The organism is Paraburkholderia sp. BL10I2N1 (assembly GCF_004361815.1).
Taxonomy (GTDB): domain Bacteria; phylum Pseudomonadota; class Gammaproteobacteria; order Burkholderiales; family Burkholderiaceae; genus Paraburkholderia.
In genome coordinates this window covers 304,854-329,485 of record NZ_SNWA01000001.1, presented here as the reverse complement: position 1 = coordinate 329,485, position 24,632 = coordinate 304,854, and the positions used below count along the sequence as shown (strand labels likewise).

The following is a 24,632-nucleotide window of genomic DNA, read 5'->3' as shown; positions in this document are numbered from 1 at the left end:
ACAACGGTCAGACGCGCGGCATGCCGGGCGGGTTGCACCTCGCCCGTGATGACACCGCCGTCGGACGCGGCGCATGGCTCGCGCCATCGCGCCGCGTTTTTTCGTATCGTGTCCGGGTTTATGAGCGTGTTTCCCGACCCGTCGCGATAGAATTGCGCTCCTGTTCATGCCCCTTCGAGCGGCTTTGCCGGCATTTTCCACTTGAGCGTACAAAAGATCCTGATCGTGAGGGTGTCGTCGCTAGGCGACGTCGTCCACAACATGCCCGTGATTGCCGATATCCGCCGCCGGCATCCTGATGCGCAGATCGACTGGCTCGTCGAAGAAAGCTTCATCGACCTCGTGGAACTGGTCGACGGGGTGCGCCGGGCCATCCCGTTTTCGCTGCGTCGCTGGCGCAAGCGGCTGTTTTCGCTGGAGAACTGGCGCGAAATCAGCGCGTTTCGCCGTGCGCTCGCCGCCGAAAAGTACGATCTGGTGATCGACTGCCAGGGGCTCATCAAGACCGCGTGGGTCGCCAGCTGGGCGCGCGGGCCGCTCGTGGGTCTCGCGAACCGTACGGACGGCGCGGGCTTTGAATGGCCGGTGCGCTTTTTCTATGGCCGGCGCGTGCCGGTTCCGCCGCGCACGCATGTCGTCGAGCGGACGCGCCAGCTGGTCGCGGGTGCGCTCGGCGCACCCATGCCGCAGCCTACCGACGATATCGACTTCGGCCTCGACACGCGCCGCGCGTCGCTGGCGCTGTCCGCGCTCGGGCTGAATCTTCCCGTGCCTTACGTGGTGTTCGTGCACGCCACGTCGCGGACCGACAAGCAGTGGCCGGATACCGCGTGGATCGAACTGGGCCAGTCGCTGGTGCGGCGTGGCGCGTCGATCGTTCTGCCGTGGGGCAGCGACGCCGAACGCGAGACCAGTGAGCGGCTCGCGCGTGAATTCGGCGCCGCGGCGATCGTGCCGCCGCGGCTGTCGTTGCCGGCTGTCGTCGGGCTGATCGATGGGGCCGCGGCGACCGTTGGGGTTGACACAGGTCTGGTCCACATCGCGGCGGCGCTGAAGCGGCCGACGGTCGAGTTGTACAATTTCGCCACCGCGTGGCGCACCGGCGGTTACTGGTCGCCGAATGTCGTCAATCTCGGCACGGCCGGCAAGCCGCCGACGCTGCAAGAGGTGAAGTCCACGCTGGCCGGTTTCGGCCTGCTGTAACGGGCGCGGCGGCTGCCGCTGTGCGCGGCCGCTGGAATCGCTGCACCGCGTTTCAAGGCGCGCTGCGTGAAATGGGCGAACACGAGCGACCGCTCGTTGTCCGCCACACGTGGAATGCCGCACCAGGAGCGCGCCGCGCAGACGCAACGCCGCCACGTCAGACAACACGCTACGCTCAACCCGCTTCAAAGGGCGACCATGAACCAATCACAGATCATCGAAGTCGCAACCGCCGACTGGCACGGCGGCAACCTGTCCGTCCCGCGCGAGACGCTGATCGCCGGCGTCGAACGCGGCAAGGTGCTGTATTTCCCGAACCTGCGCTTTGCGGTCGAAGGCGGTGAGCAGGCGCTGCTCGACCCTGCGCTGGCCGATCCGAAACGCAAGAACATCAGCCTCGAGCCGAATGGCGGCGCGCTTCACGGCGTACTGGGCGACGCGGTTACGCAATCGGCCGTGCGGGCATTGATCGCGCGTTATCAAACGAACGCGCGCACGCTCGTCGACGGACTCTTTCCCGAGTACGACGGCAAACTGCGCGTCGCGCCCACGAGCCTGCGTCTGCATCAGGTCGAAACGCGTCAGACGTCGTGGCGTAAGGACGACAGCCGTCTGCACGTCGACGCGTTTCCGTCCCGTCCGAACTACGGCGAGCGCATTTTGCGCGTCTTCACGAACGTGAACCCGCATGGCGCGCCGCGTGTGTGGCGTGTCGGCGAACCGTTCGAAGACATGGCGAAGCGTTTCCTGCCGAAGATCAAGCCGCAGGCGCCTGGTTCCGCATGGCTTTTGAACCTGCTGCAGGTGACCAAGTCGCGGCGCAGCGAGTACGACCACCTGATGCTGAACCTGCACGACGGCATGAAGGCCGACCTCGCCTATCAGAAGGCGAGCCCGCAGGAGACCATGCCGTTTCCGCCTGGCAGCGTCTGGGTCTGCTTCTCCGACCAGACGTCGCACGCGGTCATGTCCGGTCAGTTCATGCTGGAGCAGACGTTCTTCCTGCCGGTCAAGGCCATGGCGCAGCCCGAGTGCGCGCCGCTGGGCATCCTCGAACGCCTGAAGGGCAGGGCGCTGGTTTGAGCGCGGCCCGTTTTGCACCGTATGGCGTGCTTCGCCTCCACCCGGGGGCTGAATGCTGAGAGTCATCTATAACGCGCTCTGGTGGATCGTTGCGCCTCTCGCCGTGCTGCGGCTTCTGATCCGTTCGCGTCGCGAGCGCGGTTATCGTGAGCATATCGGCGAACGCTTCGGCCGTACCCGCGGCCGTCTGCCGGAGGACGGCACGCCGCTCATCTGGGTGCATGCGGTATCGGTGGGCGAGACGCGCGCCGCACAGCCGCTGATCGAAGCGCTGATGAAGGCGCGGCCCGATGCCCGCATCCTGCTCACGCACATGACGCCGAGCGGACGCGCGACCGGCGAGGAGATATTCGGCGACCGTGTGTTGCGCAGCTATCTGCCGTACGACATGCCGCATGCGGTGAGGCGCTTTCTGCGTGCGTGGCGGCCCTCGCTGGGTATCGTCATGGAAACCGAAGTGTGGCCGACGCTCATCGACGAATGCCGCCGCGCCGACGTGCCGCTCGTGCTGACCAATGCGCGGATGTCACAGCGTTCGTACCGTCGTGCCGCGAAGTTCGGCGGCGGAACGCGCCAAGTGTTCGGCGGCTTTGCCCGCGTGCTGGCGCAGAGTCCATCCGACGCGGAGCGTCTGACCGCGCTTGGTGCGCGCAATGTCGCGGTGCTGGGTAACCTCAAGTTCGATATGAGCACGCCGCCGGAACTCGCGGCGCGCGGCCATGCCTGGCGGGCGGCCATCGGCCCGCGTCCGGTCTGGGTGGCTGCGAGCACGCGCGAAGGCGAGGAAGCGCTCGTGTTGCAGGCATTCGCCGCGCTCAATGTCGAGGATGCGCTGTTGATTCTCGTGCCCCGGCATCCGCAGCGTTTCAACGAAGTCGCTTCACTGGTTCAGAAGACCGGTCTGCGTCTTATGCGGCGCTCGAAGTGGACGCCGGCAGGCGCCGCGGCTTCCGGGCAGACGATCGATCCGTTGCCGCGCGATATCACCGTGCTGCTTGGCGATTCGATGGGTGAGCTGGGCGCGTATTACGCAGCGTCGGATCTGGCGTTCATCGGCGGCAGCCTGTTGCCGCTGGGCGGCCAGAACCTGATCGAAGCGTGTGCGGTAGGTGTACCCGTGCTGATCGGGCCGCACGTATTCAACTTCACGCAGGCGACCGCTGATGCGGTGGCCGCGGGCGCGGCGGTGCAGGTGCAGGATCCAGCCGATCTTGCACGTGTGCTGTGTGAACTCTTCGAAGACAGGTCGCGCCGCATCGCGATGAGCGGCGCTGCGTCGGCATTTGCCGCGCGCCATCGCGGCGCGACGGCAAGAACCGTCGATGTGTTGACGACGCTCCTGCCGCAGGCCTGAACGTTGTCGGGTTGCTGCAATGGGCTAGACCGTCAGCAACCCTTTCTTCTCGATGAAAGCGATGACGTCGGCGAGTCCATCGAGTGCTTTCAGGTTGCACATCACGAAGGGCCGTTCGCCGCGCATCTTCTTCGCGTCCGATGCCATCACGTCCAGATTCGCGCCGACCATCGGCGCGAGATCCGTCTTGTTGATCACGAGCAGGTCCGACTTCGTGATTCCTGGTCCGCCCTTGCGCGGAATCTTCTCGCCGCCCGCCACGTCGATCACGTAGATCGTCAGGTCCGACAGCTCCGGGCTGAAGGTGGCCGCGAGGTTGTCGCCTCCCGATTCGATGAACACGATGTCGGCATCGGGAAAGCGCGTCAGCATGCGGTCGACGGCCTCCAGGTTGATCGATGCGTCTTCCCGGATCGCCGTATGCGGACAGCCGCCCGTTTCGACGCCCATGATCCGCTCGGCCGGCAACGCGCCGGCGATCGTCAGCAAACGCTGGTCTTCTTTCGTGTAGATATCGTTGGTGATCGCGACGAGGTCGTAGCGCTCGCGCATCGCCTTGCAGAGCATTTCGAGCAGCGTCGTCTTGCCGGAGCCGACCGGGCCGCCTACGCCCACGCGCAGCGGCGGCAGTTTCTTCGTACGTTTGATGCTGGGGTGCTGAGGTGCGTTCATGGTGGCTGAGCTTATGAGCGGAAGAGCCGCGAATATTGCGACTCGTGACGCGCCGACAGAATGCCGAGCTGCGGCGCGAAGGTGTTGATGTCCTGAGGCGGCGTCGCGAGCGCGCGCGCTACCGCTTCGTCGATGCGCTCGCGCAACGCGACGATGATGCGCTGGCCGGCAAGCTGCCCGAGCGGCACGGCTTTTAGCGCCGCGGCGGCCTGGTTTTCGACCCAGCTGAACGCGTAGGCCGCGAGGGCGGCGTCATCCGCCACGCCGTGCGCATAGGCGGCAAACGCGAACGCCGTCGGTTGCGCGACCGGCGTCATCGAAGCGAGCGTCGCGCGCCTGTCGGCGTCGCCCCATTCGAGCGATGTGCACAGCTGTCGCAACGACCAGCCCATCTGCCCGGTCTCGCGTCGCAGTTCGGCGGATTCGCGGCTCGCGAGGAATTCCACGTTGCCTTCGACGAGGGCTGCGACGTCGTGGGCGCGCCAACGCCCGATTTGATGCGCGAGAAATGGCAACTCGCCGCGAGCAAGCACGTTCGTCAGACCGCTCGCGATCCATTCACGTGAGCCGTGCGCATCGGTGATGAGTTGCGCTTCGATCGCCGCTTCGAGTCCCTGCGAATAGCTGAACGCGCCAATCGGCAGGGCTGGCGACGCCAGATGCAACAGCGCCGTGAGTTCAGCGATGCGCATGGTGATGATGTGTATGTCCGCAGGACGAATCGCAGTCGTCGTGATCGTGGTCGTGCTGGTGATCGTGCGGGTGATCATGTGCATGCGAATGCCCATGGTCATGATCGTGCGAATGTCCGTGCCCGTGATGTTCATCGAACACCTGCTGCGCGATGGCGTAGTCTTCGGCGAACGTCTCGTCGTGGCCGTGCTTATGGCCACCGCCGTATGCTCCGGTTTCCGGCTGGAACGGCATCGACACCTGATCCACCATCGCGCCGAGGCGCTTCAACATATCCGCGAGCACCGGATCGAATTCGAGCTTCAGGTAGTCGTCGCCCACTTCGACGGGCGTATGACGATTGCCGAGGTGATACGCCGCGCGCGTGAGCGTGAGCCGGTCGGGAGCACGTACGTACAGCACTTCTTCCGCGGCGGCCACCACACGCACCAGTCCGCCATCCTGCGCAACGAGTACGTCGCCATCGCGCAGCACCGAGCCGCGCGGCAACAGCAATGCCACCTCTTCGCCGTTATCCAGTGTCGCCGCCAGACGGCTTTTGCAGCGAGCATCGAACGCGAGCGTCAGCGTCGGCGCGCGCTTCACCAGCACGGCAGCGAGCTTGATGTGCGGGTCGATGCGTTTGTTTATCGTGCGCATGTCAGAAAAGGAAATAGCGTTGTGCCATCGGCAGCACGGTGGCGGGTTCGCAGGTCAGCAACTGGCCGTCCGCGACAACTTCATACGTTTCAGGGTCGACCGTGATCGAAGGCCGCCACGCGTTGTGGATCATGTCCGCCTTGGAGATGTTGCGGCAGTTCTTCACTGCAACGATACGCTTGCTGAGGCCATAGCGCTGGGCAATGCCTGCGTCGGCGGCCATCTGCGATACGAAAGTCAGCGAAGTGCGGCCCAAAGCGCCACCACGCGTCGCGAACATGTCGCGATAATGGACCGGTTGCGGCGTCGGAATCGACGCGTTCGGGTCGCCCATCTGCGCCATCGCGATCATGCCGCCCTTCAGAATCAGCGACGGCTTGATGCCGAAGAACGCCGGCTCCCAGAACACCAGATCAGCCCACTTGCCCGGTTCGATCGAACCGACTTCATGCGAGATGCCGTGTGTGATGGCTGGATTGATCGTGTACTTCGCGACATAGCGCTTTGCGCGGAAGTTATCGTTACGCCCCGTATCTTCGGGCAGCGCGCCACGCTGCACCTTCATCTTGTGCGCCGTCTGCCACGTGCGGATGATCACTTCGCCGACCCGCCCCATCGCCTGCGAATCTGACGACAGCATCGACAGCGCGCCGAGGTCGTGCAGGATGTCTTCGGCGGCGATCGTCTCGCGACGGATCCGCGATTCGGCAAACGCGATGTCTTCCGCAATCGACGGGTCCAGGTGATGGCACACCATCAGCATGTCGAGATGCTCGTCTAGCGTGTTGACCGTATACGGGCGCGTCGGATTGGTCGACGACGGCAGCACGTTCGCTTCGCCGCAGACCTTGATGATGTCGGGCGCATGGCCGCCGCCCGCGCCTTCGGTGTGATACGTGTGAATCGTGCGGCCCTTGAATGCAGCGACCGTTGCTTCGACGAAACCGGCTTCGTTCAGCGTATCGGTGTGGATCGCGACCTGGGTGTCGGTATCGTCGGCGACCGACAGGCAGTTATCGATGGCAGCCGGCGTCGTGCCCCAGTCTTCGTGCAGCTTCAGACCGATCGCACCGGCAGCGATCTGTTCGGTGGCCGGCGCCGGCTGGCTCACGTTGCCCTTGCCGAGAAAGCCGAGATTCATCGGATAGCCGTCCGCGGCCTGCAGCATCCGTTCGAGATGCCAGGGCCCGGGCGTGCAGGTCGTTGCATTTGTGCCGGTCGCGGGACCGGTGCCGCCGCCCAGCATCGTCGTGACGCCGCTCGCGAGCGCTTCGTCGATCTGCTGCGGGCTGATGAAGTGAATGTGCGTATCGATGCCGCCCGCGGTGACGATCAACCCTTCGCCTGCGATCACTTCGGTGGCCGCGCCGATCGCGATCGTCACGCCCGGCTGGATGTCCGGATTGCCGGCCTTGCCGATCGCGGCGATGCGGCCGTTCTTGATGCCGATATCGGCCTTGACGATGCCCCAGTGATCGAGGATCACCGCATTCGTCACGACCGTATCGACGACGTCGGCCGCGACCCGTTGCGACTGGCCCATGCCGTCGCGGATCACCTTGCCGCCGCCGAATTTGACTTCTTCGCCGTAGGTTGTGAAGTCACGCTCGACTTCGATCAGCAGTTCGGTATCGGCGAGGCGAACGCGGTCGCCGGTCGTGGGGCCGAACATCTCCGCGTATGCGCGGCGGCCAATGCGTAATGTCATGGTGTGATCCGGAAAATATCGGTGCGATGATCGAATCGAGGCGCTATGCCTCAGAGCTTGCCCATCACCTTGCCGTTGAAACCGAAGACGACCCGCTCGCCCGCCAGTTCGACCAGCTCGACGGTGCGTTCCTGGCCGGGCTCGAAGCGCACCGCGGTGCCGGCCGCGATATTGAGGCGAAAGCCGCGCGCTTTTTCACGATCAAACGACAAGGCCGGATTGACTTCGTAGAAGTGATAGTGCGAGCCGATCTGCACAGGGCGGTCGCCTGTGTTCGACACTGTCACCACGATGGTGGCGCGGCCTGCGTTCAGTTCGTGTTCGCCGTCGTCGGTCAGCAGTTCGCCGGGAATCATGCGGGCTCCTTCACGGGATCGGATGATGGACGGTCACGAGCTTCGTGCCGTCCGGGAAGGTGGCTTCGACCTGGATATCGGGAATCATCTCGGGCACGCCTTCCATGACGTCGTCGCGCGTGAGGAGCGTGGTGCCGTAGTGCATGACTTCGGCGACTGTCTTGCCGTCGCGCGCCGCTTCCATGAGCGCCGCCGAAATGAACGCGATGGCCTCCGGATAGTTCAGTTTCAGGCCGCGTGCGCGGCGCCGCTCAGCGAGCAGCGCGGCGGTGAAGATCAGGAGCTTGTCCTTTTCGCGAGGTGTCAGCTTCATCGGATGGGTACGTAAGCGAGCCCGCACGGTGGTACGGGCTCTGGTGGTCGGTCAGTGGTTGTTCTTCGCTATGGTTGCTGCAACGTGCTGGTGTGGGACGTGGCGATGGCAACGACATGCCGCACAATAAAGCGCAACGGAACAACTTGACAAGCTGAACTAACGCGCGGCTTACAGATCGGCGGGCAGGGGCGCGCCAAACCACTTCTTCGACATCGTGTTGAGGGTGCCGTCCTGCTTCGCGGTCGTGATGGCCGCGTCGACCTTTTGCTGCAGTCGCGTTTCACCCTTGTTGAGGCCGACAAAGCACGGCGAATTCTTGATGACGAACTTCGGCTCCGGGCGGCGTGGCGGATTCTTCGCGAGGATCGCGGCGGCGACGATGTTGCCCGCCGCGATCAGTTGCACCTGACCGGACAGGAACGCGGCGATGGTTGCGTTGTTGTCCTCGAAGCGCTTGATGGTGGCGTTCGGCGCCATCTGCGTGAGGGCGATTTCCTCGAGTGCGCCGCGCGTCGCGCCGACGGTCTTGCCGGTCAGGTCCGCCGGCCCGCCCACCTTGACGTCGGCGGGACCGAAGACGCCCTGATAGTACGGCGCGTAGGCCGTCGAGAAGTCGATGACCTTCTCGCGCTCCGGCGTCTTGCCGAGCGACGAGATCACGAGATCCACCTTGTTCGTCTGCAGATACGGAATGCGGTTCGCGCTGTTGACCGGCACAAGTTCGAGCTTCACGTTCATCGCCTTTGCGAGCACCGCGGCGGTGTCGATGTCGTAGCCCTGCGGTTTCATGTCGGGGCCGACTGCGCCGAACGGCGGATAGTCCTCCGGCACCGCGACCTTCAGCACGCCGGCTTTGGCGATGTTATCGAGCGCGTCGGCATGCGCAGCAGTTGCGGTGAATGCGAGCGCGGGTGAGACGAGAAGCGCCGCGAGCCACGCGCGACGCGTGCGACGGACGATGGGATGGGTGAGTTTGTTTTTCATGGGCGTGTAGGTCGGACGGGCCGGTCGGCTGCCGTCGAGAGTGCGGCAGCATCGAGGCGCCATATGGAGCAAGCCGTGTGCCATGACGGTGCAGCAAGCGCGAGCGATGAGCGGCGCGCGGAAGTGCACTACGGTTGGGCGTGTTGTGTGCGTTTCATGCGCGAAGTTGGTGCGTTTGCTGCATCAGCGAAGAAGCATGACGCTATGCGGTTCTGGCCAGCTTGATTGCGCGTTCAGGACACGCCGTCACGCAAATACCGCACGACCGGCAGGCGTCCGCGTTCGGCGTGTAGGCGACTTTCATTCCATGCACGCGTAGCTTCAGGCGATGGATCAAATCGAGGCTGAGATAATCGATCTCGTCGATGCGCCGGATCTCAAACACATTTTCGGGGCAGACCTCCAGGCAATCGCCCTTGCCTTCGCAACGTTTCAGGTCGACGATTGGCGCAATCGCGCCCGGCTTCTGTTTGCAGTCGGCCGCTGATTTCTCGCGCATGTTCAATCTCCCGCGCGCCGGGCGCGGCCCGATCGCCATGCCGTCTGGAAATGCTCCCGTTCCTCAGGCGTCATGGCTTCCCACTTGCGCCAGTGACGCCGTTCGCGCCAGCCGCCGTGTCCGCGGAATCCGCCAAACAGGATGCGGCTCAAAACCAGCAAGCCCAACGCATGCGCGAAGTCGATCGCACGGGCGCCGACAAATAACGCCGGAATCACCCAGTTCCATAGTGTCATGACCACCCACCCGAGCACGCCTATGCCGACCAGTACAAGCAGCGCTTTACCCGCACATCTAATTCGATAATTCATCCGTCGACTCCTCTAAATACCCAGTTCGTCATAAATGGCCTGCAATCGGGCGCGCAGATGCAAGACCGCGTAGCGTTTGCGCGCGAGCAGCGTATTGAGCGTGACGCCGCTTTCCGCCACCATGTCTTTGAAGGGCCGCCCCTCCAGCTCGTGCGCGATAAACACCTCACGTTGACTCGGCGGCAATTCATCGAGCGCATCCTGCAAGGCCCTGAGCACTAGAGCGCGAGCGTATAGAGCTTCAGGACGAGCATTGTGCGCCGGTAGGGCGAGGTCGAGGCGATACTCACTGCTGGCGTCATCCTCGCCCTCAGACAGATCAGTCAGAGGCTGCTCTCTCTTCTTGCGAAAACGATCGATGATGCGGTTGCGCGCGGCACGGAAAAGCCACGCGCTCGCTTGTTCGATCGGAGCGGGAAGCCTGTAAGCCTGCACAAATTCGTGGAACACATCCTGCAGGATGTCTTCGGCATCGTCGGGATCGCGTATTCGACGCCGGATGAAATTGACCAGCCTCGTTCGCTCACGCACCACGGTCGCGGTGATGTCGCTGTCTCGTTTGGTCATCGTGTGCGAGGTGGGTGGCGGTTCCATGCGTCTGAAGACGTTTCAGGAGCGCGAATATTGTGACCAGCGTAAAAAATATTTCCTTCAGCAACTGCCGGTTCGCCCGAAGCTGTGCGGCACAGGGTTGTGACCATTAAGTAACAGTAGGAAGAGGGGCGTTTCCATAACGATGCGGCGGGATTCAATAAACGTTCATGGGTCGGATGCCCGATCCAGGCATAGCTGCGTTTGTTTTCGGACGGCCGGCTGATCGGGCAGAGAGCGGCCAGGAAGAGACGTCCGCCAGTCGACGCCGGATGGCCGTCTTCCGCCCTACACCGGTCCGCCGTAATCTCTTCCGCTTCAGTCCGCCTTTACCTGATTCCATACCCGCATCTATCGCGCGCAGGCTAGCGGGTGAAGCGTATACTGGCATGCCTCGTGCCGAATTCGTCAGCCGACCGTGAGGGTTCCATGGATACGACAGAGCGGATCATCAAGTGGCGCAATCTGCGGCACGCAGAGGGTGTCGCCAGCGAGCCGCGCAATCCACTGCCTGCGGTCTGTGACGTATCGGTAACGAACGTTTGCAACGCCGCATGCGACTTCTGCGGGTTCTCGCGCGACAAAAACCTGGCAGGCCCGCGTCGCTATCTCGACCCTGATGAGTTCGCGCGTGCGCTGCCGATCCTGCGCAGACGCCGGATTCGCTACATGACGCTGCAGGGGGGCGAGCCTCTGGTTCACCCGAAGATCGAATCGCTCGTGGCCTCGACCACGAAAGCCGGCATCGATTGCGGTCTGATCACGAACGGCTGGTTCCTCCCGCGCCACATCAAGCAACTGGCGGCGGCCGGACTCAAGCGTCTCCTGATATCGATCGATAGTGCGGACATGGGCGAGCACGAGCGCAATCGCGGCCTGCGCGGTCTGGAGGCCCGCATCCGTGAGGGAATCGCTCAGGCGCACGCCTTCGGCATCCCGGTCTGTGCATCGGTGACGGTCAGTCGTCTGGTCCGTTACGCGTCGCTTCCAGAAACGCTCGACCGGCTCGGCGTCGATGCCGTCACGTTTTCCTATCCAAGGCGCGAGGCGTTCGGTTCCACATCGCTCGTCTACGACGAAACATCGACGCTCGTCGACCTAAGCCGTGACGAACTACTTGAAGCGTTGAGCGCAATCGCCCGCCTCAAAAAGTACTTTCGTGTAATGGACCCGAGCGCTGCGCTGGCCGAGGTCGCGCGGTTCGTGCGCGGCGAACAGCAACTGATTCCATGTATCGGCGGCAGCAAGTATTTTTATATCGACTGGAACCTCGATGTCTGGCGTTGCGAGGCGTGGCCTGAGCCAATGGGCTCCGTCTTCGACCTCGACCGCCTGCCCGATCAACGGGAGCCCTGCAATGACTGCATGATGGGGTGCTACCGGCATGCCAGCGTCCTGATGCACGGCGCCATTGCCGTGACCGACTCGGTGTACGCGCTGGGCAGGGGCGAGCTTCGCGCTGCTGTCGGTACGTTGTTCCAGCGCAGCGTCGCGTATTCGCTGTGGGCGCTTTCAGTTGAAGAATTACCCCGAGCGGCGCTTACCTCGTTCGCAGGACGGAATGGCGGACGCCGTTCGTCACCGCAACGTTCATAAGCCCGATCTGCCGCAACTGAGGCTCCTGGCGGGAGGCTACGTCGCTTGTTCGAACTCAAACGGACATTCTCGGGGCGATTCGGGACCTCTTTAACGGGCGGCCAAAGGTTGCTCGGCGCCGCGGCCCACGCGGCCACTTTCCAGAGCTCAGCCACGGAAGACCGGTAGTCAATGTGGCTCCAGGAAGCCTCGAGGAAACTGATGCGATTGGACTCGCTCACCGTCGCCCGTTGGGGCTCACCTAACACCCGCTTGACCGGGAGCCTCGATTTTAATCTAATCAAGGCGGACGGCAGGTGCTCAGCGGCACTGGCAACGTTCTTGCGCGGAGGCTGCCGATTCAGGGATACGAAAGCACGGTCCCGCGTGCACATCTCCCCGCGCGGGGGGAGATGTGTCTAGCGCGCCGCGATCCCTTGTGCCCCCGGCGGTACGCCGGTGACTGAGCCAAGTGGCTCGAGTGTTCCGTCTGGCATCACGCGAAAGCCACTTAAAGCGCCGTTACCTTCCCGAACGTAGAGGAATTTGCTGTGACGACTGAGCGCCATGTCAAGGGGAGCGCTGAGCGTGCCCGCAGTCGAATTAAGCAAGCGTACTGTACCGTCCGCCGCAATCCGCAGACTGCTGATCGAGCCGCTACCGGCATTGGCCGTGTAGGCAAAACGTCCATCGCCCGTGGTGACAAGCCAGCAAGGGGCGCTCTGGCCCAAGGGAATTGCCGCACTGATCGAAGTCAGATGTTTGCTGTCCTCGACCTCATATGAGGAAACGGAACCAGACCCGGCCTCGGAGACGATCGCATAACCCCGGGTCGTGATAGAAAAGCCGAACGGCGTGACGCCGTTTGACGCATGGGGCGTTGGAGTCGAGGCGTAGCCGGTGAAGCCGACATAATACGTGTCAATGAGTTGTGTGCCCTTTTCGGTCACGAGCAGTTCGTTGCCTTCCGGCGCAAACTTCACTTGCGCGGGCTGGGCGGATTTCCCACCGGCAAGCGGTCGTTGTGAGCCTGGTAATGGAACGAGACGCTTGCCGAACGCGTCGACGATAAAGCCATTGATGTTCGGTGTGCCTCCGGCATTAAGCACATACGCGATGGGTCCCTTGACTGTCACGCTGACGGGCATCTGACCGCCCGATGGTTTTCTGTCGAGCAGCGTCAGTTTGCTGCCGTCGACCGCGAACAGCGAAACATCGTTGCTGCCAGGATTCACGGCGAAGAGAAAGCCCGCTGCCAAGGTTAGGGAACCTTGCGAGCCTAGTGGATCGGCTCCTGTGCCTGCTCCTTTACCGCCAGTTGGGTACGTGGCCTCGTAGTTCAGTATTCCGTTGGCAGCGCGCGAATAGACAAGAACCGAGTTCCCGGACGGCTGGTTTGACAGAACGTAAACCGCTCCTGGCGGATCGACCTCCGAGTCGGCTTGCGCAGTGCTGACAGAAGCGAATCCTAACGCCGTCGCGAACGCGATGGCTCGCAATATAAACATTAAACGGCACGTGACTAATGACATGGCGTACTCCTTGCGTGGGCGACGACCGAACGGGTGACGTCGGATGGACGAGTGGGCAGAGAAGGTAGCTGTACGTTACGTCCTTGATAGGTTTGGGCTACAGGCAGACCTGCAAGAGCGTTACCCGGTTCGCGAGCTGTTTCACTACCTCACCCCTTCGCGTTCACTACACAGTGGTTAAGGAGGTCGAACAGGGAACATCGGGCAGGGTGGATTGGTCAGGAACGCCTCGCCCCGGAAATGATGCTAACGCTGCGATCCACTGACGGGTCTATGTGGGAAAAGACGGGTCGCGACTATTCGGCGTCGTACATCTCCGTTCGGCTGACTGCGGCTCTCGCGGGCCTGAGTCAAGGGCGGTCTTGGTTGGACGTACAGCCGTTCGCCGCCCCTCGTTTGTATATAGTCCATCTGCGCCGCTTGACCATGAACTTTTTTTGACGGTGCTCCCGATGCCGTTGAATCCCCGCAAAGGTATGACTGATCCACCAGTAAGTGCCGCCAGTGGACTACCTTCGGCCTTGACTTGAAAAACCTTGTGTGGCGAACAGATCGAAGATGGAGAAGGAAAATTGCCGGCGAGCGCGGCGAAAGCGGAAGTCCTAAGGGACACGTACGGCACCGGACCATTAGAACGCGACCACTGCTTAGCAAAGCTCTTAGCTCGGCCGTTGTCTAACTGATGCGGCGGAGCGAGACGCCGCGTCCGTTACGAAGGACTGCTGCACAGCAGCAAGGGGACATTCGTCAACGTCGATTGAGTGACTCGAAGGGGTCGTGTGCTGCCGTCCGCCGAGAATCTGAGGATCACGCCGAGTATGCGAATCGCATGAGGCAGTGACCGGCCACAAACCGCCGTTCACATGCGTCGTCGGTCGGACGTTCAAGCGTCGGTTCCATGCCGTGAACGGCCATCCAATCGTAAAGGGCGAACGCTCGTTCACAGGCTAAAGCCGTCAAAGTCGGGGGATTTTTTGAGCAGGTTGTGTCGCAGCATACGCTTGCCCCCGCCGAACCGCCTATTCTTTGCAGACGTATCGGACCTTGGTCCGATAGAACGAACACGTCCAGCGCGCTAATTTAGAAGTGGCGCCGTGCTTCAATCGAAATAAGTCCCGAATGGCCACCGGGGGAGTTCGTAATGAAACGTCATCCTCTCTTAACTGCACGGGCCGTTTGCCTTGCAACGCGGCACCGCTATCCCGTGTGGGCGGTATCAGCTGAGCATCGGGGCGAGGTTACGCGGCGGGCGTTGCCCACGCGACGCGCCCTGGTGGCCGTGGCTTCCGCGATGCTGCTCGGCGGCTGTGGCGGCGGTAATAACAATGCAACTACAACATCCGCACAACCGGTTTCGGTGCCGTTGCAGGCCGCTATTGCCAATCAGGTTGATAACGGCGACACCGCGAGCTTCTCCGTCTCTGGCACGATAGACAGCGTTCCTGTCACCGGATCGGGGACGCTGACGGACTCCGCACCTGTTGTGGCTACGTTTAATGATGCTGCTGTCCTTGAAACCATGGAAACCATCACCGACATCGTGCTGGAAAACGGTACGCCCATTACGGTTACAGAGACAAAAGAGATCTTCACCAATCCCGAGACGTCTGCTGAAGTCGGTCAGATCAATGATGACGGGTCGGTCGATGTCATCACTCAAATCGATCCCATTCCAATCTCTGCACCGGTGGGGAGTTCCGGTGTGCTTGGCGAAGGCATAGAGTACTCAAACTCGAGCGAACAGACGATGGTTGGCACTGTCGAGGAAACCTATACCGTGGAATCGGGTGCAGCAAGCTCTGGAGGGTCCAACACCGGGAGCTCAGTGGGATTCAGCACTGCGAACTGTGATGTGGTGGACGTTGTGAAGGAAGTTAAGGACAAAAACAAGAACCAGATCAGGAAGTCGGACAAGAAAACCTGCGTCGACGATAAAGGAAACTCCAGGTTCGTGTCGGGGGAAGAGCACGAGCGCAACAACGGGCACGACGACGATTTCGACGAAAACGAACAATAGGCTGCGAATACAGCAGGGACAAACGATCCGCTAAGATGAATGGCCGATTCCCGCTGGTTCCTGTCACCGGTTGCCCTTCAGGTTAAAGGACTGCTTCGGATCGGCTTCGGCCAACCGCATCGGGCAGTAGTCGGCCAAAGCTGCTGACGTTCGGTGTAGCACTCAGGCGGCCATTCAAGCGGCCGCTCCGCCCCTGTACGGACCTTCGTGCGCGGACCATGTCGGTCGCGTCGTCGGCCGGCACGGCCGTTCGCGTTGGTTTCGTTTGCGGGTTTCGGTAGCTTGCCGGCAACGTGAAAGCGAGCTGGGCCCATCGCACGATCAATATACCGCAGGCATGCCCGGTGGACGATGCTTGAAGCGTCGATGCACCCAGTAATACTGGGCTGGGAATTTCAGTATCTGGGTCTCGAGAAACGCATTCATGCGACACGCATCATTCGTGTCGCTTCCCGATGGAAAATCGCTGAGCGGCGCAAAGACGGTCAACCGATACCCTTTGAAATCCGGCAGTACTTCCGTGACGAACGGTACAACGCGCGCGCGCCCCATTCTCGCAAGTCGCGAAACAGAAGTCAGAGTGCACGCAGGGACGCCGAAAAAAGGCACAAAAACAGAGTTTTCGATGCCATGGTCCATGTCCGCAGCAAGCATGACCGGTTTGCCCTCGTGAAGGACTCTCACGATCTTTCTGGCGCTTGTCGAACGTTCGATCATCTCAGCGCCGAATCGGCCGCGCTGCCGTTTGGCGAGGTCGCAAAGACGCGTGTTCGACATGTGTGTGTACAAGGAAGCGGCAGGCATTTTCAGCGAGTAAAGTATGCACCCGATCTCGATGCCTACGAAATGAAACCCCATAAAGATGGTAGGCGGAGCATTCCTGTCTTCGAGATCAATGGCGCTTTCGATCTGGACGAGATTTCTTATCCTTTGCGCGCTACCGAACCATTGAACGCCTCGTTCGAGATAGCTGCGGATGACATGCCGGAAGTGTTCCCTCGCAAGCTCATCGTACTCACGTACTGACTTTTCGGGAAAGCAGAGGCGCAGGTTGACAAGGACTATATGTTTGCGGCGGCTGGGAAGCGTATACAGGGCCGCGCCGAGCGCGCTGCCAAGCCTCGCAACCAATGGGTACGGCAGTATTGAGAGCGCGCGAAGTAAACCTACGACGAGCAAATGACCGAGTTGATCCAAGACCGGCTCCTGTGTGGCGGTCGGCTGTGCCACGTGGAGAACTTCTGCCAACACCCCACTTTGCGACGACTTCGTATTCTTGCCGTACTCGGCAAACTTGACTTCGTTTTCGAAATGGACAACGACCGATCAATACTGCCACTTTTACCGCAAATGGAACAAGTTACTTAACAAGGCGACGAACGTCAACGCACGGGAAGAGTGAGACTTATCAACACGTGACGCAAGCACCGGTTAGCGGACCCGCGGCGCGGACGACCGTTCGCCCCTTAAAGCCGCCAGTAGGCTGGGGCGACGCCGACGGCCGGAGCGGGTCGGGTGCTGCCGATCGCGACCGGCGGTGTTCAGCCCCCTCACCCAAAGCTTGCTGTCGGACCGGGTTCGGCCAACTACGGACATTCCGATAGCGCGGCGCATTGTCCTCCGAGTGACTCATATACGCGTGGAACAGGACATTGGTCGCAACGTTAACCCCTCCTCTACGAAGTCGTTGTTGCTGACATGCCAGTCGCTGAATAATAAGACATGGAAACGTTGCCGCCCTGACCGGTCGTGCCGACGCCGCTGTGCGCGGCCCCACGGTCCGCGAGCCCATACCGCGGATATAGTCAATCGGCGCGCTTTCTAGCGTGACATCGTTGAAGGTAGAAGAGAGGATCGGAGAGTGACGCGACGCTTTACAGAAGAGGAGTGGATCAGCCTCGCGAAGGCACGCCATGGGGATCGGTACCGGTACGACAACTGCGGCTACGTGGGGATGGCAGAAAAGGTAAATATCGTTTGCCGTAGCCATGGTCCGTTTAGTTTTAGTCAGCGGGCTCAAGCACACATCCAAGGGCGCGGATGCCAACTGTGCGGACGCGAAGACAGCCAGGAAGCGAACAGAAAGAGCGCTGTAAGGCGGCGCTTAACAACCACAGAACTGGTCGATCGCTTCGTAGCCCGTCATGGCGCTGTCTACGACTACAGCCTGGTCGACGCCCGCAGCACGAAGCGCCCGGTAACGATTGTTTGTCGTGCGCATGGCCCCTTTCAGCAGTTACCCAACAACCATCTCCGCGGTTCCGGTTGCCCCGAATGCGGCTCTCTCGTGGCCGCGAACAAGCACCGGTTGGGCCAGGCTGAGTTCGAGCTTCGGGCTCGCGCGGCCCACGGCGACCGCTATGACTTGTCATCCGCTGTGTACAAGACGCAGTACGACCATGTCGTCGTTGAGTGCGCCGAACACGGAGGCTTCTCGATCCTTCCATACAACTTGTGGAATGAGGGTGGTTGCCCTGTCTGCGCGTTGCGGGCGAAGGGGCTCGCGCATCGCGTGACGCCGGATACGTATATGAGCCGAATCGCGGCAGTCCATGGCGCAAAATACGACCACAGTCTCATTCGGTATCAGAGGATGTGCGATCCCATCACCGTCGTATGCCGCCGTCACGGTCCCTTTTATCCGACCGCAGTCAACTATCTGGCTGGCACAGGTTGCCCGGGCTGCGGCGGGGAAAGCGCCGCGTCCGTTCGAACCCCGAAACTCGTGTTATCGGCCGACGAAGTACTGTCAAGGTTTCGCGACATCCATGGAGGCCGATACGACTACTCCGCGATGAGCTACGAGCAGTCAAACCGACGGGTGAGCATAGTGTGTAAAGAGCATGGGGCTTTCCTGCAGTCACCACGCGATCATTGGCTTGGTAAGGGTTGTCCGGATTGCGGCCGCGAAGCGCGACTGGCAGCAGCCGCTCAACGGGTTCTCACGACGACCGAGATCGTCAGGCGCTTCAGGTTGCTTCACGGCGATCGTTACGATTACTCTCGGACAGATTATCAGCGGTACAACCAGCCGGTCGAAATGGAATGTCGGAAGCACGGAGTTTTCCGGCAGACACCGCAGGCGCATCTGGAAGCAAAAGGATGCCCGCAATGCAGTCAATCCAGCGGCGAGACGCGCGTAGCCGCATGGCTCAGAAGCAGGAACATTGAGTTCGAAGTCGAGTTTCGTGTGCTCATCCCTGCGGCTGGCGGTCAGACTCGGTGGGGCCGGTTCGATTTCTATCTACCGGCGTTCGGCATGTTCGTCGAAGTCGACGGTCCTCACCACTTCGCACCTGTGCGATATGCCGGGATGTCTGAAGAAGAGGCGCTTCGGGTACACGAGGCGACTGTGCGGCGGGATGAGGTCAAAGACGGGTGGGCGGCCAGTTGCGGCTTCTCCGTAGTACGGGTTCGCTGGGATCACGACATCGAAGAGAGCCTCCAGCAGTTGTCGCTAGACCCAATGGTCTCAGCCGGGCAGTCACACTGAGTGCACTTGGCGCTTCGCGCGCTGGATGGCCTCGAACACAGTAGAAACAAAACGGAGGTCATTCGAGCGACGGTCCTGCCTGCATAAGAGACATTGAGACGGCCGAGTGTCGAGTGGCAGGGAAGGGTCGACCGCCGGCCCCCGAAGCTCGTGAGGTGCAGGCGGCATACGCGGCGTGCATTAGACAGTGGTCGGCCATGAGGCGTCATTCACTCGCACCGTCGCTGAGACATTCAGGTGGCGGCTCCACTCAGGAACCGGCCATTCAATTCGCAATTGTGACGTGTTGCTTGTCAGCGGCCATAGCTGCCGCTGGCGCGACCAACGACCAACTGCGTCAGCTTTGCTAATGGAATGGACGGCCCCGCCCGGCACGGCATCGATGTGCCATTAGTGGAAGTGTCAAAGCCACCACTTCACCAGTGGGAGCGCCCATCATCAAGGTCACGACTGTTGGTATCGACCTCGCAAAGAACGTATTCCAGGTCCACGGCGTCGACGCACACGGCAAGGCCGTCCTGAAGAAGCAGATCAGGCGCGACCAATTGATTCTGTACTTCACAAACTTGCCGGCATGCCTGATCGGCATCGCCAGCGCTCATTACCGGTCCCGGCGCCTGCAGGACTGCGGACACACCGTTCGGCCCTGTCTGCCCCGATAAGCAATCCTTTCTACCTGATCTGAACTCTTCCAGAGCACCTATTTGCATCAGAGCCGTTACGTCATTAACCCATCAAATCGCCCGGCCATGCCCGGCGCGTCAATCGGTTAAACTTCGCGGCATCCCCGTAACCCGCAGCAAAGCGGCCGGAAAAAATTTTCATCGCCCAAAGCCTACAGTCTCCATCGTTGTCCCCTGCTTCAATCAAGAAGCCTTCATTGCTGACGCGCTTGAATCGGTGCTCGCCCAATCCTATAGCGACTGGGAATGCATCGTCGTCAATGACGGCTCAAATGACGGCTCGCAAGCCATTATCCAGGAATACGCAAAGAAAGATTGCCGGTTCCTGTCGTTTTTCAAGGAAAACGGCGGCGTCGCGGCAGCGCGCAACTTCGGTTTCGCCCAGGCGCGCGGCACGCTCTTTGTGCCGCTCGATGGCGACGACAGGATTCACTCCGACTATCTGCGGCGCGTCGTGGAGTGCTTCGAGGCGTTCCCCGATACCGTGCTCGTGCATACCGGCGCGCAGCGCTTTGGGGAGAGTCGCAAGGTGTGGCGCTTGCCGGAATACAGCTATAAGAAGCTGCTGTGGCAAAACATGATCGTCAACACGACCATGTACCGGCGCGAGGCGTTCCTGCGCGCGGGCGGCTATTCGCCTGACATGGTCCACGGCTTCGAAGACTGGGAATTCTATGTGCGCATGTTGCGCCCGGAGTCCCATGTCCAGTACATCAAGGAGCCGCTTTACCTCTACCGTATCAAGAAAAGCTCGCGCTCGACCGAACTGGTGGAACAGGGCAACGTCGCGGAGTCGCAACGCCTCATCTATGAGCGCAACCGCGACCGGTACGCCGAACATGCGGCGAACCCGATCAACGTCTTTGGCGAGCGTATGAAGGATTTCGCACCGATGTACACGGCGCGCTACAAGCGGCAGGCCCGCTACCTTCACGCCGGGTATGGCGTTGTCGTTGTGGGCCTGTTGGGTGTAATCGCGCTGCTCGTTGCGGCGGGCTAGAAAAGCGATTCCTGCGCTGTCGCCATCGGCGACGGCCTCCTTCCGTTTCTTCCGCGGAGCGCTTGCCGGTTGCTCAATAGTGGGCTGATCGGCGGCGGTGGGCATGCCGCCTAGTGCGTACATTGCGCCGCCTTACCTCAGACTGTTAAGCAGGGCCGTGATGGCGTCGAGCGCGCCCATTCCTTGCATAGGCAGCTGAGCGCTGAGCGCGCGAATGATGACAATCAATGTCCCAACCACTCCCAAAGGGGGCGTTGATATGCAGATAGTTCGAGTGGCAGTTCAGGGTCGGCTGCGGCCCTTGGCGAATGGCATCGCACTCTAGTAGGGGGTGGAGCAAGCTGAGCGCAAATTTCTCTCATAAGCCTCGCAGTCGTAAAGCCCATCGTTTTCATAAAGAGTTGCGCAGTTCCCGGACGGCATTCAGTCCCATCAAGTTGCAGTTGACGGCGTCGGACAACATACCGCGACCCACCTCATAACGGGGGCGCCGTCGACGAAGCGACCAATATTGGCATGATCCGGCGCGATACCCCCTGTTACCCACATGCATCCCAAATCCAGTCGCGCCAGTCGCTCCGGCTCACGCAGCGAATGAACACCCTGCATGACGCCATACAGGATCAGACCCATCATCAGGCGTGGCGCGTAAGGAGCGCCCGGTGGCAGCATAGCGCTGCTCGAACGGTAGCCAGTCCTGTGCTGCCCGAGCAAATGCGCTACGACAAATGGTGCACGTTGACCGGCCTGCTTCAGATAGTCCTCCAGGCGCGTCGTGCCCAGGACAATCTCGTGCGGGTTGCCCGTTACAAACCGGCGCCCCGTATCCGACGCTTTCGGCCTGGGTCTGGCATCTTGAGCCGGCACTCCACCAAACAGATCGTGTTGCTTACTGTCCGGTGACGGTACTTTGCGAGCCGTGCTCATCGCTCATCTCTTCATCAGGGTTGCGTTACCGGATTTTATCGGCAATGGACTTTCGCGACAGCCTCCTTGGGGCGGGGAGCTTGATTGCCAGGGCTGGCGCGGACCTTCTTTCCGGCATCTTCCTTGAACACCAGGCCGCCGCGTCATATCCTATGGAAGGCGCTACTCGGCGAGGAAAAAAATCGTGCTGGCCGGCTGGAGCGGTGGCGGATCGCTGGCGACGTTGCGCTCGTGGCTTTCGCAATGGTCGTTCGAGTTCCCGCGCGGACGGACTCGCCTGCGCTGCGCGCGTGCGCGCACCGCTACTGGTGATTGAAAACAGCGCCGACAACGCCGTGCCGCAGCCGCATTCGAAAATGCCGCATGACGCCGCGCTGTCGACCGAGAAGACCTTCCACGTTGTCAAGGGAGCGACCCACTACTACGCCGGGCAACCCGCGTTGCTGGCCGAGGCGACCTCCCTGATTTTCGACTGGCTGTCGGCGCGCTGTATGGGCATGCATTGATTTTCCCCGGAGATTGCAAGTGAACCTCTTCCACCTGCTCGACGGTTCCGCGCGGCGCTTTGCCGACCGCGAGGCGGTGTTCCACGGCACGGAACTGTTTGCCACCTATGCGGAACTGCGCCGGCGCGCACTGGCGCTGGCGAATGCACTGGGCAGCGTGTACGATCCCGGCAGCCGCATCGCCATCGTCAGCGAAAACCGGCCGGAATATGTCGAGCTGATGTTCGGCGTTTGGGGGGCCGGCATGGTGGCCGTGCCATTGAACGCCAAGCTGCATGCGAAGGAAGTGGCGCAGATCGCCGAGGATGCGCAAGCCGCCGTGGTGTTTGCCTCGCCGAAACATGCGCTGCCGCTAGCAGGGCAGTTGCGCGCACAGCGTCCGGTAGTGGCCATCGGCGAGACGGCTTACCAGCAATGCCTGGATGCCGCCCCTGCCATGCCGGTCGAGGTGCGGCCGGAGCAGCTCGCATGGCTGTTCTACACCAGCGGCACGACCGGTCGACCGAAGGGGGCCATGCTGTCGCACCGTAACCTGCTGGCGATGGCGGTGGCGCACCTGGCCGACATCGAGCAGATCGACGAGCACGCATCGCAAATTCATGCCGCGCCGATGTCGCACGGCTCGGGCATGTACATACCGGCCTACATCGCGCGTGGCGCGCGGCAGGTGATTCCCGCTTCGGGTGCGTTCGAGCCGGACGAATTCCTCACGCTGTGCAACGTGCATGCATCCTGCGGCGCTTTTCTCGCGCCGACGATGGTGCAACGCCTGCGGCAGGAGGTCGAGCGCAGCGGGCTGCGTCCCCGCCACCTGCGCTGCATCGTCTATGGCGGCGGACCGATGTACGTCGATGAGCTGACAAAATCCATCAAAACCTTCGGCCACGTACTTGCACAAATCTACGGCCAGGGCGAAGCGCCGATGACGATCACCGGCATGCGCTGTAGCGACCACGTGGACGCCGGCGAGAACGTGCTCGGTTCGGTTGGTTGGCCGCGCACCGGCGTCGAGGTCAGGGTCGTCGATGGCCAGGACAGGGATCTGCCCGCCGGCGAAATCGGCGAGATCGTCTGCCGCGGCGACGTAGTGATGGCGGGCTACTGGAACAATCCGGCGGCGACGGCGGACACCCTGCGCGGAGGATGGCTGCATACCGGCGACTTGGGCTCCTTCGACGAGCGCGGCTGCCTGACGCTGCGTGACCGCTCGAAGGATGTGGTGATCAGCGGTGGCAGCAACATCTATCCGCGCGAAGTCGAGGAAGTGCTGCTGCGTCATCCCGGCGTGGCCGAAGTATGTGTGGTCGGCGCGCCGGACCCGGAGTGGGGCGAGATCGTCGTCGCCTTCATCGCGCTCAGCGGCGGCGCGTCGGTGACGCAGGAGGAACTGGACGCGCATTGCCTGGCCAACATCGCGCGCTTCAAGCGACCCAAGCGCTACCTCTTCATCGACGAGTTGCCCAAGAACAGCACGGGCAAGGTGCTGAAGCGCGAATTGCGCAAGCAGATCTGAATACCGGAGGAGTCTGCATGGCAACCGCAATCGCCGGCTGGGCGCATACGCCCTTCGGCAAGTACGACAACGAGAGCGTGGAGAGCCTGATCGTCAGGGTGACGAACGAGGCGCTGGCGCATGCGGGCGTCTCCACCGCCGATGTCGATGAAATCGTTCTCGGAGCAGGATTTCACCGCTGCGCTGGTACTGCAGGCCGATCCGCAAATTGCGCTTCAAGCCAGCCCTACATGGGGGTGGAGCAAGCTGAGCGCAAATTTCTCTCATAAGCCTCGCAGTCGTAAAGTCCATCGTTTTCATAGAGTTGCGCAGTTCCCGGACGGCATTCAGTCCCATCAAGTTGCCGATGACGGCGTCGGACAACACTTCTGTGGACCGTCGTCGCAACGTCAGGACTGTTCCGGTATCCAGAAACGGCACCGACTGCGATGTTCCCGAATAATTCGGCAAATCTATATAACTCCGGCGCTTATGATAGAAATTTGGCGCTCAGCTTGCTCCACCCCCTTCAGGTCAACTGTCGCATGCACACCAATAACGGCGATACAGCGCGCGCGGCGGCGCTTGCCGGACACGGCGTCATCTGGCAGCCCACGTTTCTGATTGGCGACGACCTTCGCACGGGCAAGCTCGTTAGAGTTTTGCGTGAATACCGCTTGCCGGACATCGATGTGCTTGCCCTGTATCCGAGCCGTCGTCACGTGAGCGCCAAAGTACGTGCGGCAATTGATTTTCTGGTCAACGCATTTTCGGGTTTGCCGCCGTGGGACAACGCGTGAAACGGCTTGAATGACGGGGCTTAAGCGTCGGTGATCGCGACTTGACGACCATCGGAAAGATGGCGCCGGGAACGCACGTATGGACAATCTCGCTGCCCCGCCAGCAGCGTCGAGATGACGGAAGCGCGAACGGCCGTAGTAGGTCCCGAAGCAGTCGCCGACTTGTCTTCGTGTCGAACGGCAACTCAGGGTCGAAAG

General features: G+C 61.6%; 24 protein-coding genes and 1 pseudogene. 12 read left to right on the top strand and 13 right to left on the bottom strand.

Features of this window, described 5'->3' with window-relative positions; translation table 11 throughout:
• Nucleotides 1-201 precede the first annotated feature (201 nt).
• The 3 genes from waaC to waaA all read left to right on the top strand — a co-directional run bounded on the left by waaC (nt 202) and on the right by waaA (nt 3,640).
• A complete protein-coding gene (gene waaC, locus B0G77_RS01535) occupies nt 202-1,203 on the top strand; it encodes a lipopolysaccharide heptosyltransferase I (RefSeq protein ID WP_133660544.1) in 1,002 nt (333 codons plus the stop codon).
• A 198-nt stretch (nt 1,204-1,401) separates the two neighbouring features.
• Nucleotides 1,402-2,286 (top strand): Kdo hydroxylase family protein, encoded by an 885-nt coding sequence (locus B0G77_RS01530; RefSeq protein ID WP_133660543.1) that lies wholly within the window; start codon nt 1,402-1,404, stop codon nt 2,284-2,286.
• A 52-nt stretch (nt 2,287-2,338) separates the two neighbouring features.
• Entirely contained in the window at nt 2,339-3,640 is a 1,302-nt protein-coding gene (gene waaA / locus B0G77_RS01525; protein ID WP_133660542.1) for a lipid IV(A) 3-deoxy-D-manno-octulosonic acid transferase, read from the top strand.
• 24 nt (nt 3,641-3,664) lie between these two features.
• On the opposite strand, the gene ureG is transcribed toward waaA, so the two are convergent.
• From ureG to B0G77_RS01475, 10 genes are all read right to left on the bottom strand, one after another.
• Nucleotides 3,665-4,312, bottom strand: coding sequence for an urease accessory protein UreG (gene ureG / locus B0G77_RS01520; protein WP_133660541.1), 648 nt, complete (start codon nt 4,310-4,312; stop codon nt 3,665-3,667).
• A gap of 11 nt (nt 4,313-4,323) precedes the next feature.
• Nucleotides 4,324-5,004 carry an urease accessory UreF family protein gene (locus B0G77_RS01515; RefSeq protein WP_133663996.1) on the bottom strand — a complete coding sequence of 227 codons (681 nt, stop codon included), beginning with the start codon at nt 5,002-5,004 and terminating at the stop codon, nt 4,324-4,326.
• Nucleotides 4,991-5,644: an urease accessory protein UreE gene (gene ureE, locus B0G77_RS01510; protein WP_133660540.1), complete on the bottom strand. Its 654-nt coding sequence runs from the start codon at nt 5,642-5,644 to the stop codon at nt 4,991-4,993. Before ureE ends, B0G77_RS01515 begins: the two co-directional genes overlap by 14 nt.
• A gap of 1 nt (nt 5,645) precedes the next feature.
• On the bottom strand, nt 5,646-7,352 hold the full coding sequence (ureC, locus tag B0G77_RS01505) for an urease subunit alpha (protein WP_133660539.1): 1,707 nt from the start codon (nt 7,350-7,352) through the stop codon (nt 5,646-5,648).
• 50 nt (nt 7,353-7,402) lie between these two features.
• Nucleotides 7,403-7,708, bottom strand: coding sequence for an urease subunit beta (locus B0G77_RS01500; protein ID WP_133660538.1), 306 nt, complete (start codon nt 7,706-7,708; stop codon nt 7,403-7,405).
• A 10-nt stretch (nt 7,709-7,718) separates the two neighbouring features.
• Nucleotides 7,719-8,021: an urease subunit gamma gene (gene ureA / locus B0G77_RS01495; RefSeq protein WP_074266173.1), complete on the bottom strand. Its 303-nt coding sequence runs from the start codon at nt 8,019-8,021 to the stop codon at nt 7,719-7,721.
• Nucleotides 8,022-8,192: 171 nt separating this feature from the next.
• A complete protein-coding gene (locus tag B0G77_RS01490) occupies nt 8,193-9,008 on the bottom strand; it encodes a transporter substrate-binding domain-containing protein (RefSeq protein WP_133660537.1) in 816 nt (271 codons plus the stop codon).
• 202 nt (nt 9,009-9,210) lie between these two features.
• Nucleotides 9,211-9,507, bottom strand: a complete 297-nt coding sequence (locus tag B0G77_RS01485) for a ferredoxin family protein (RefSeq protein ID WP_133663995.1) — start codon at nt 9,505-9,507, stop codon at nt 9,211-9,213.
• A gap of 2 nt (nt 9,508-9,509) precedes the next feature.
• Nucleotides 9,510-9,818: a hypothetical protein gene (locus B0G77_RS01480; RefSeq protein ID WP_133660536.1), complete on the bottom strand. Its 309-nt coding sequence runs from the start codon at nt 9,816-9,818 to the stop codon at nt 9,510-9,512.
• 12 nt (nt 9,819-9,830) lie between these two features.
• On the bottom strand, nt 9,831-10,412 hold the full coding sequence (locus B0G77_RS01475) for a sigma-70 family RNA polymerase sigma factor (protein WP_208116382.1): 582 nt from the start codon (nt 10,410-10,412) through the stop codon (nt 9,831-9,833).
• A gap of 426 nt (nt 10,413-10,838) precedes the next feature.
• Between B0G77_RS01475 and B0G77_RS01470 the strand changes: the two genes are divergently transcribed.
• Complete coding sequence (locus tag B0G77_RS01470; RefSeq protein WP_133660535.1) at nt 10,839-12,005, top strand: radical SAM protein; 1,167 nt, start codon at nt 10,839-10,841, stop codon at nt 12,003-12,005.
• A 398-nt stretch (nt 12,006-12,403) separates the two neighbouring features.
• Here B0G77_RS01470 and B0G77_RS01465 read toward each other — a convergent pair whose 3' ends face one another.
• Complete coding sequence (locus B0G77_RS01465) at nt 12,404-13,516, bottom strand: beta-propeller fold lactonase family protein (protein ID WP_133660534.1); 1,113 nt, start codon at nt 13,514-13,516, stop codon at nt 12,404-12,406.
• 1,141 nt (nt 13,517-14,657) lie between these two features.
• On the opposite strand from B0G77_RS01465, the gene B0G77_RS01460 reads away from it, so the two are divergent.
• A complete protein-coding gene (locus B0G77_RS01460) occupies nt 14,658-15,533 on the top strand; it encodes a hypothetical protein (RefSeq protein WP_133660533.1) in 876 nt (291 codons plus the stop codon).
• A 321-nt stretch (nt 15,534-15,854) separates the two neighbouring features.
• On the opposite strand, the gene B0G77_RS01455 is transcribed toward B0G77_RS01460, so the two are convergent.
• A complete protein-coding gene (locus B0G77_RS01455) occupies nt 15,855-16,730 on the bottom strand; it encodes a lipid A biosynthesis lauroyl acyltransferase (RefSeq protein WP_133660532.1) in 876 nt (291 codons plus the stop codon).
• A 664-nt stretch (nt 16,731-17,394) separates the two neighbouring features.
• On the opposite strand from B0G77_RS01455, the gene B0G77_RS01450 reads away from it, so the two are divergent.
• From B0G77_RS01450 to B0G77_RS01440, 3 genes and pseudogenes are all read left to right on the top strand, one after another.
• Nucleotides 17,395-19,026 carry a hypothetical protein gene (locus tag B0G77_RS01450; protein WP_133660531.1) on the top strand — a complete coding sequence of 544 codons (1,632 nt, stop codon included), beginning with the start codon at nt 17,395-17,397 and terminating at the stop codon, nt 19,024-19,026.
• 437 nt (nt 19,027-19,463) lie between these two features.
• Nucleotides 19,464-19,670 (top strand): annotated as a pseudogene (locus tag B0G77_RS01445) (IS110 family transposase); the annotation flags it as partial.
• Complete coding sequence (locus tag B0G77_RS01440) at nt 19,627-20,709, top strand: glycosyltransferase family A protein (RefSeq protein ID WP_133660530.1); 1,083 nt, start codon at nt 19,627-19,629, stop codon at nt 20,707-20,709. The pseudogene B0G77_RS01445 and the gene B0G77_RS01440, both read left to right, overlap by 44 nt.
• Before the next feature lie 432 nt (nt 20,710-21,141).
• Here the strand turns inward: B0G77_RS01440 and B0G77_RS01435 are convergent, their stop codons facing one another.
• On the bottom strand, nt 21,142-21,636 hold the full coding sequence (locus B0G77_RS01435) for a transposase (RefSeq protein ID WP_208116381.1): 495 nt from the start codon (nt 21,634-21,636) through the stop codon (nt 21,142-21,144).
• 290 nt (nt 21,637-21,926) lie between these two features.
• Between B0G77_RS01435 and B0G77_RS01430 the strand changes: the two genes are divergently transcribed.
• The 4 genes from B0G77_RS01430 (at nt 21,927) to B0G77_RS01415 (ending at nt 24,434) form a co-directional block, all read left to right on the top strand.
• Nucleotides 21,927-22,142: a hypothetical protein gene (locus tag B0G77_RS01430; RefSeq protein ID WP_133660529.1), complete on the top strand. Its 216-nt coding sequence runs from the start codon at nt 21,927-21,929 to the stop codon at nt 22,140-22,142.
• A 19-nt stretch (nt 22,143-22,161) separates the two neighbouring features.
• Nucleotides 22,162-23,655 carry a long-chain fatty acid--CoA ligase gene (locus B0G77_RS01425; protein WP_133660528.1) on the top strand — a complete coding sequence of 498 codons (1,494 nt, stop codon included), beginning with the start codon at nt 22,162-22,164 and terminating at the stop codon, nt 23,653-23,655.
• 17 nt (nt 23,656-23,672) lie between these two features.
• Nucleotides 23,673-23,924 (top strand): hypothetical protein, encoded by a 252-nt coding sequence (locus B0G77_RS01420; RefSeq protein ID WP_208116380.1) that lies wholly within the window; start codon nt 23,673-23,675, stop codon nt 23,922-23,924.
• Between the two features lie 159 nt (nt 23,925-24,083).
• The gene (locus B0G77_RS01415; protein ID WP_243750888.1) at nt 24,084-24,434 is read left to right on the top strand and encodes a LysR substrate-binding domain-containing protein; all 351 of its coding nucleotides are present in this window, start codon (nt 24,084-24,086) and stop codon (nt 24,432-24,434) included.
• Nucleotides 24,435-24,632: the final 198 nt, after the last annotated feature.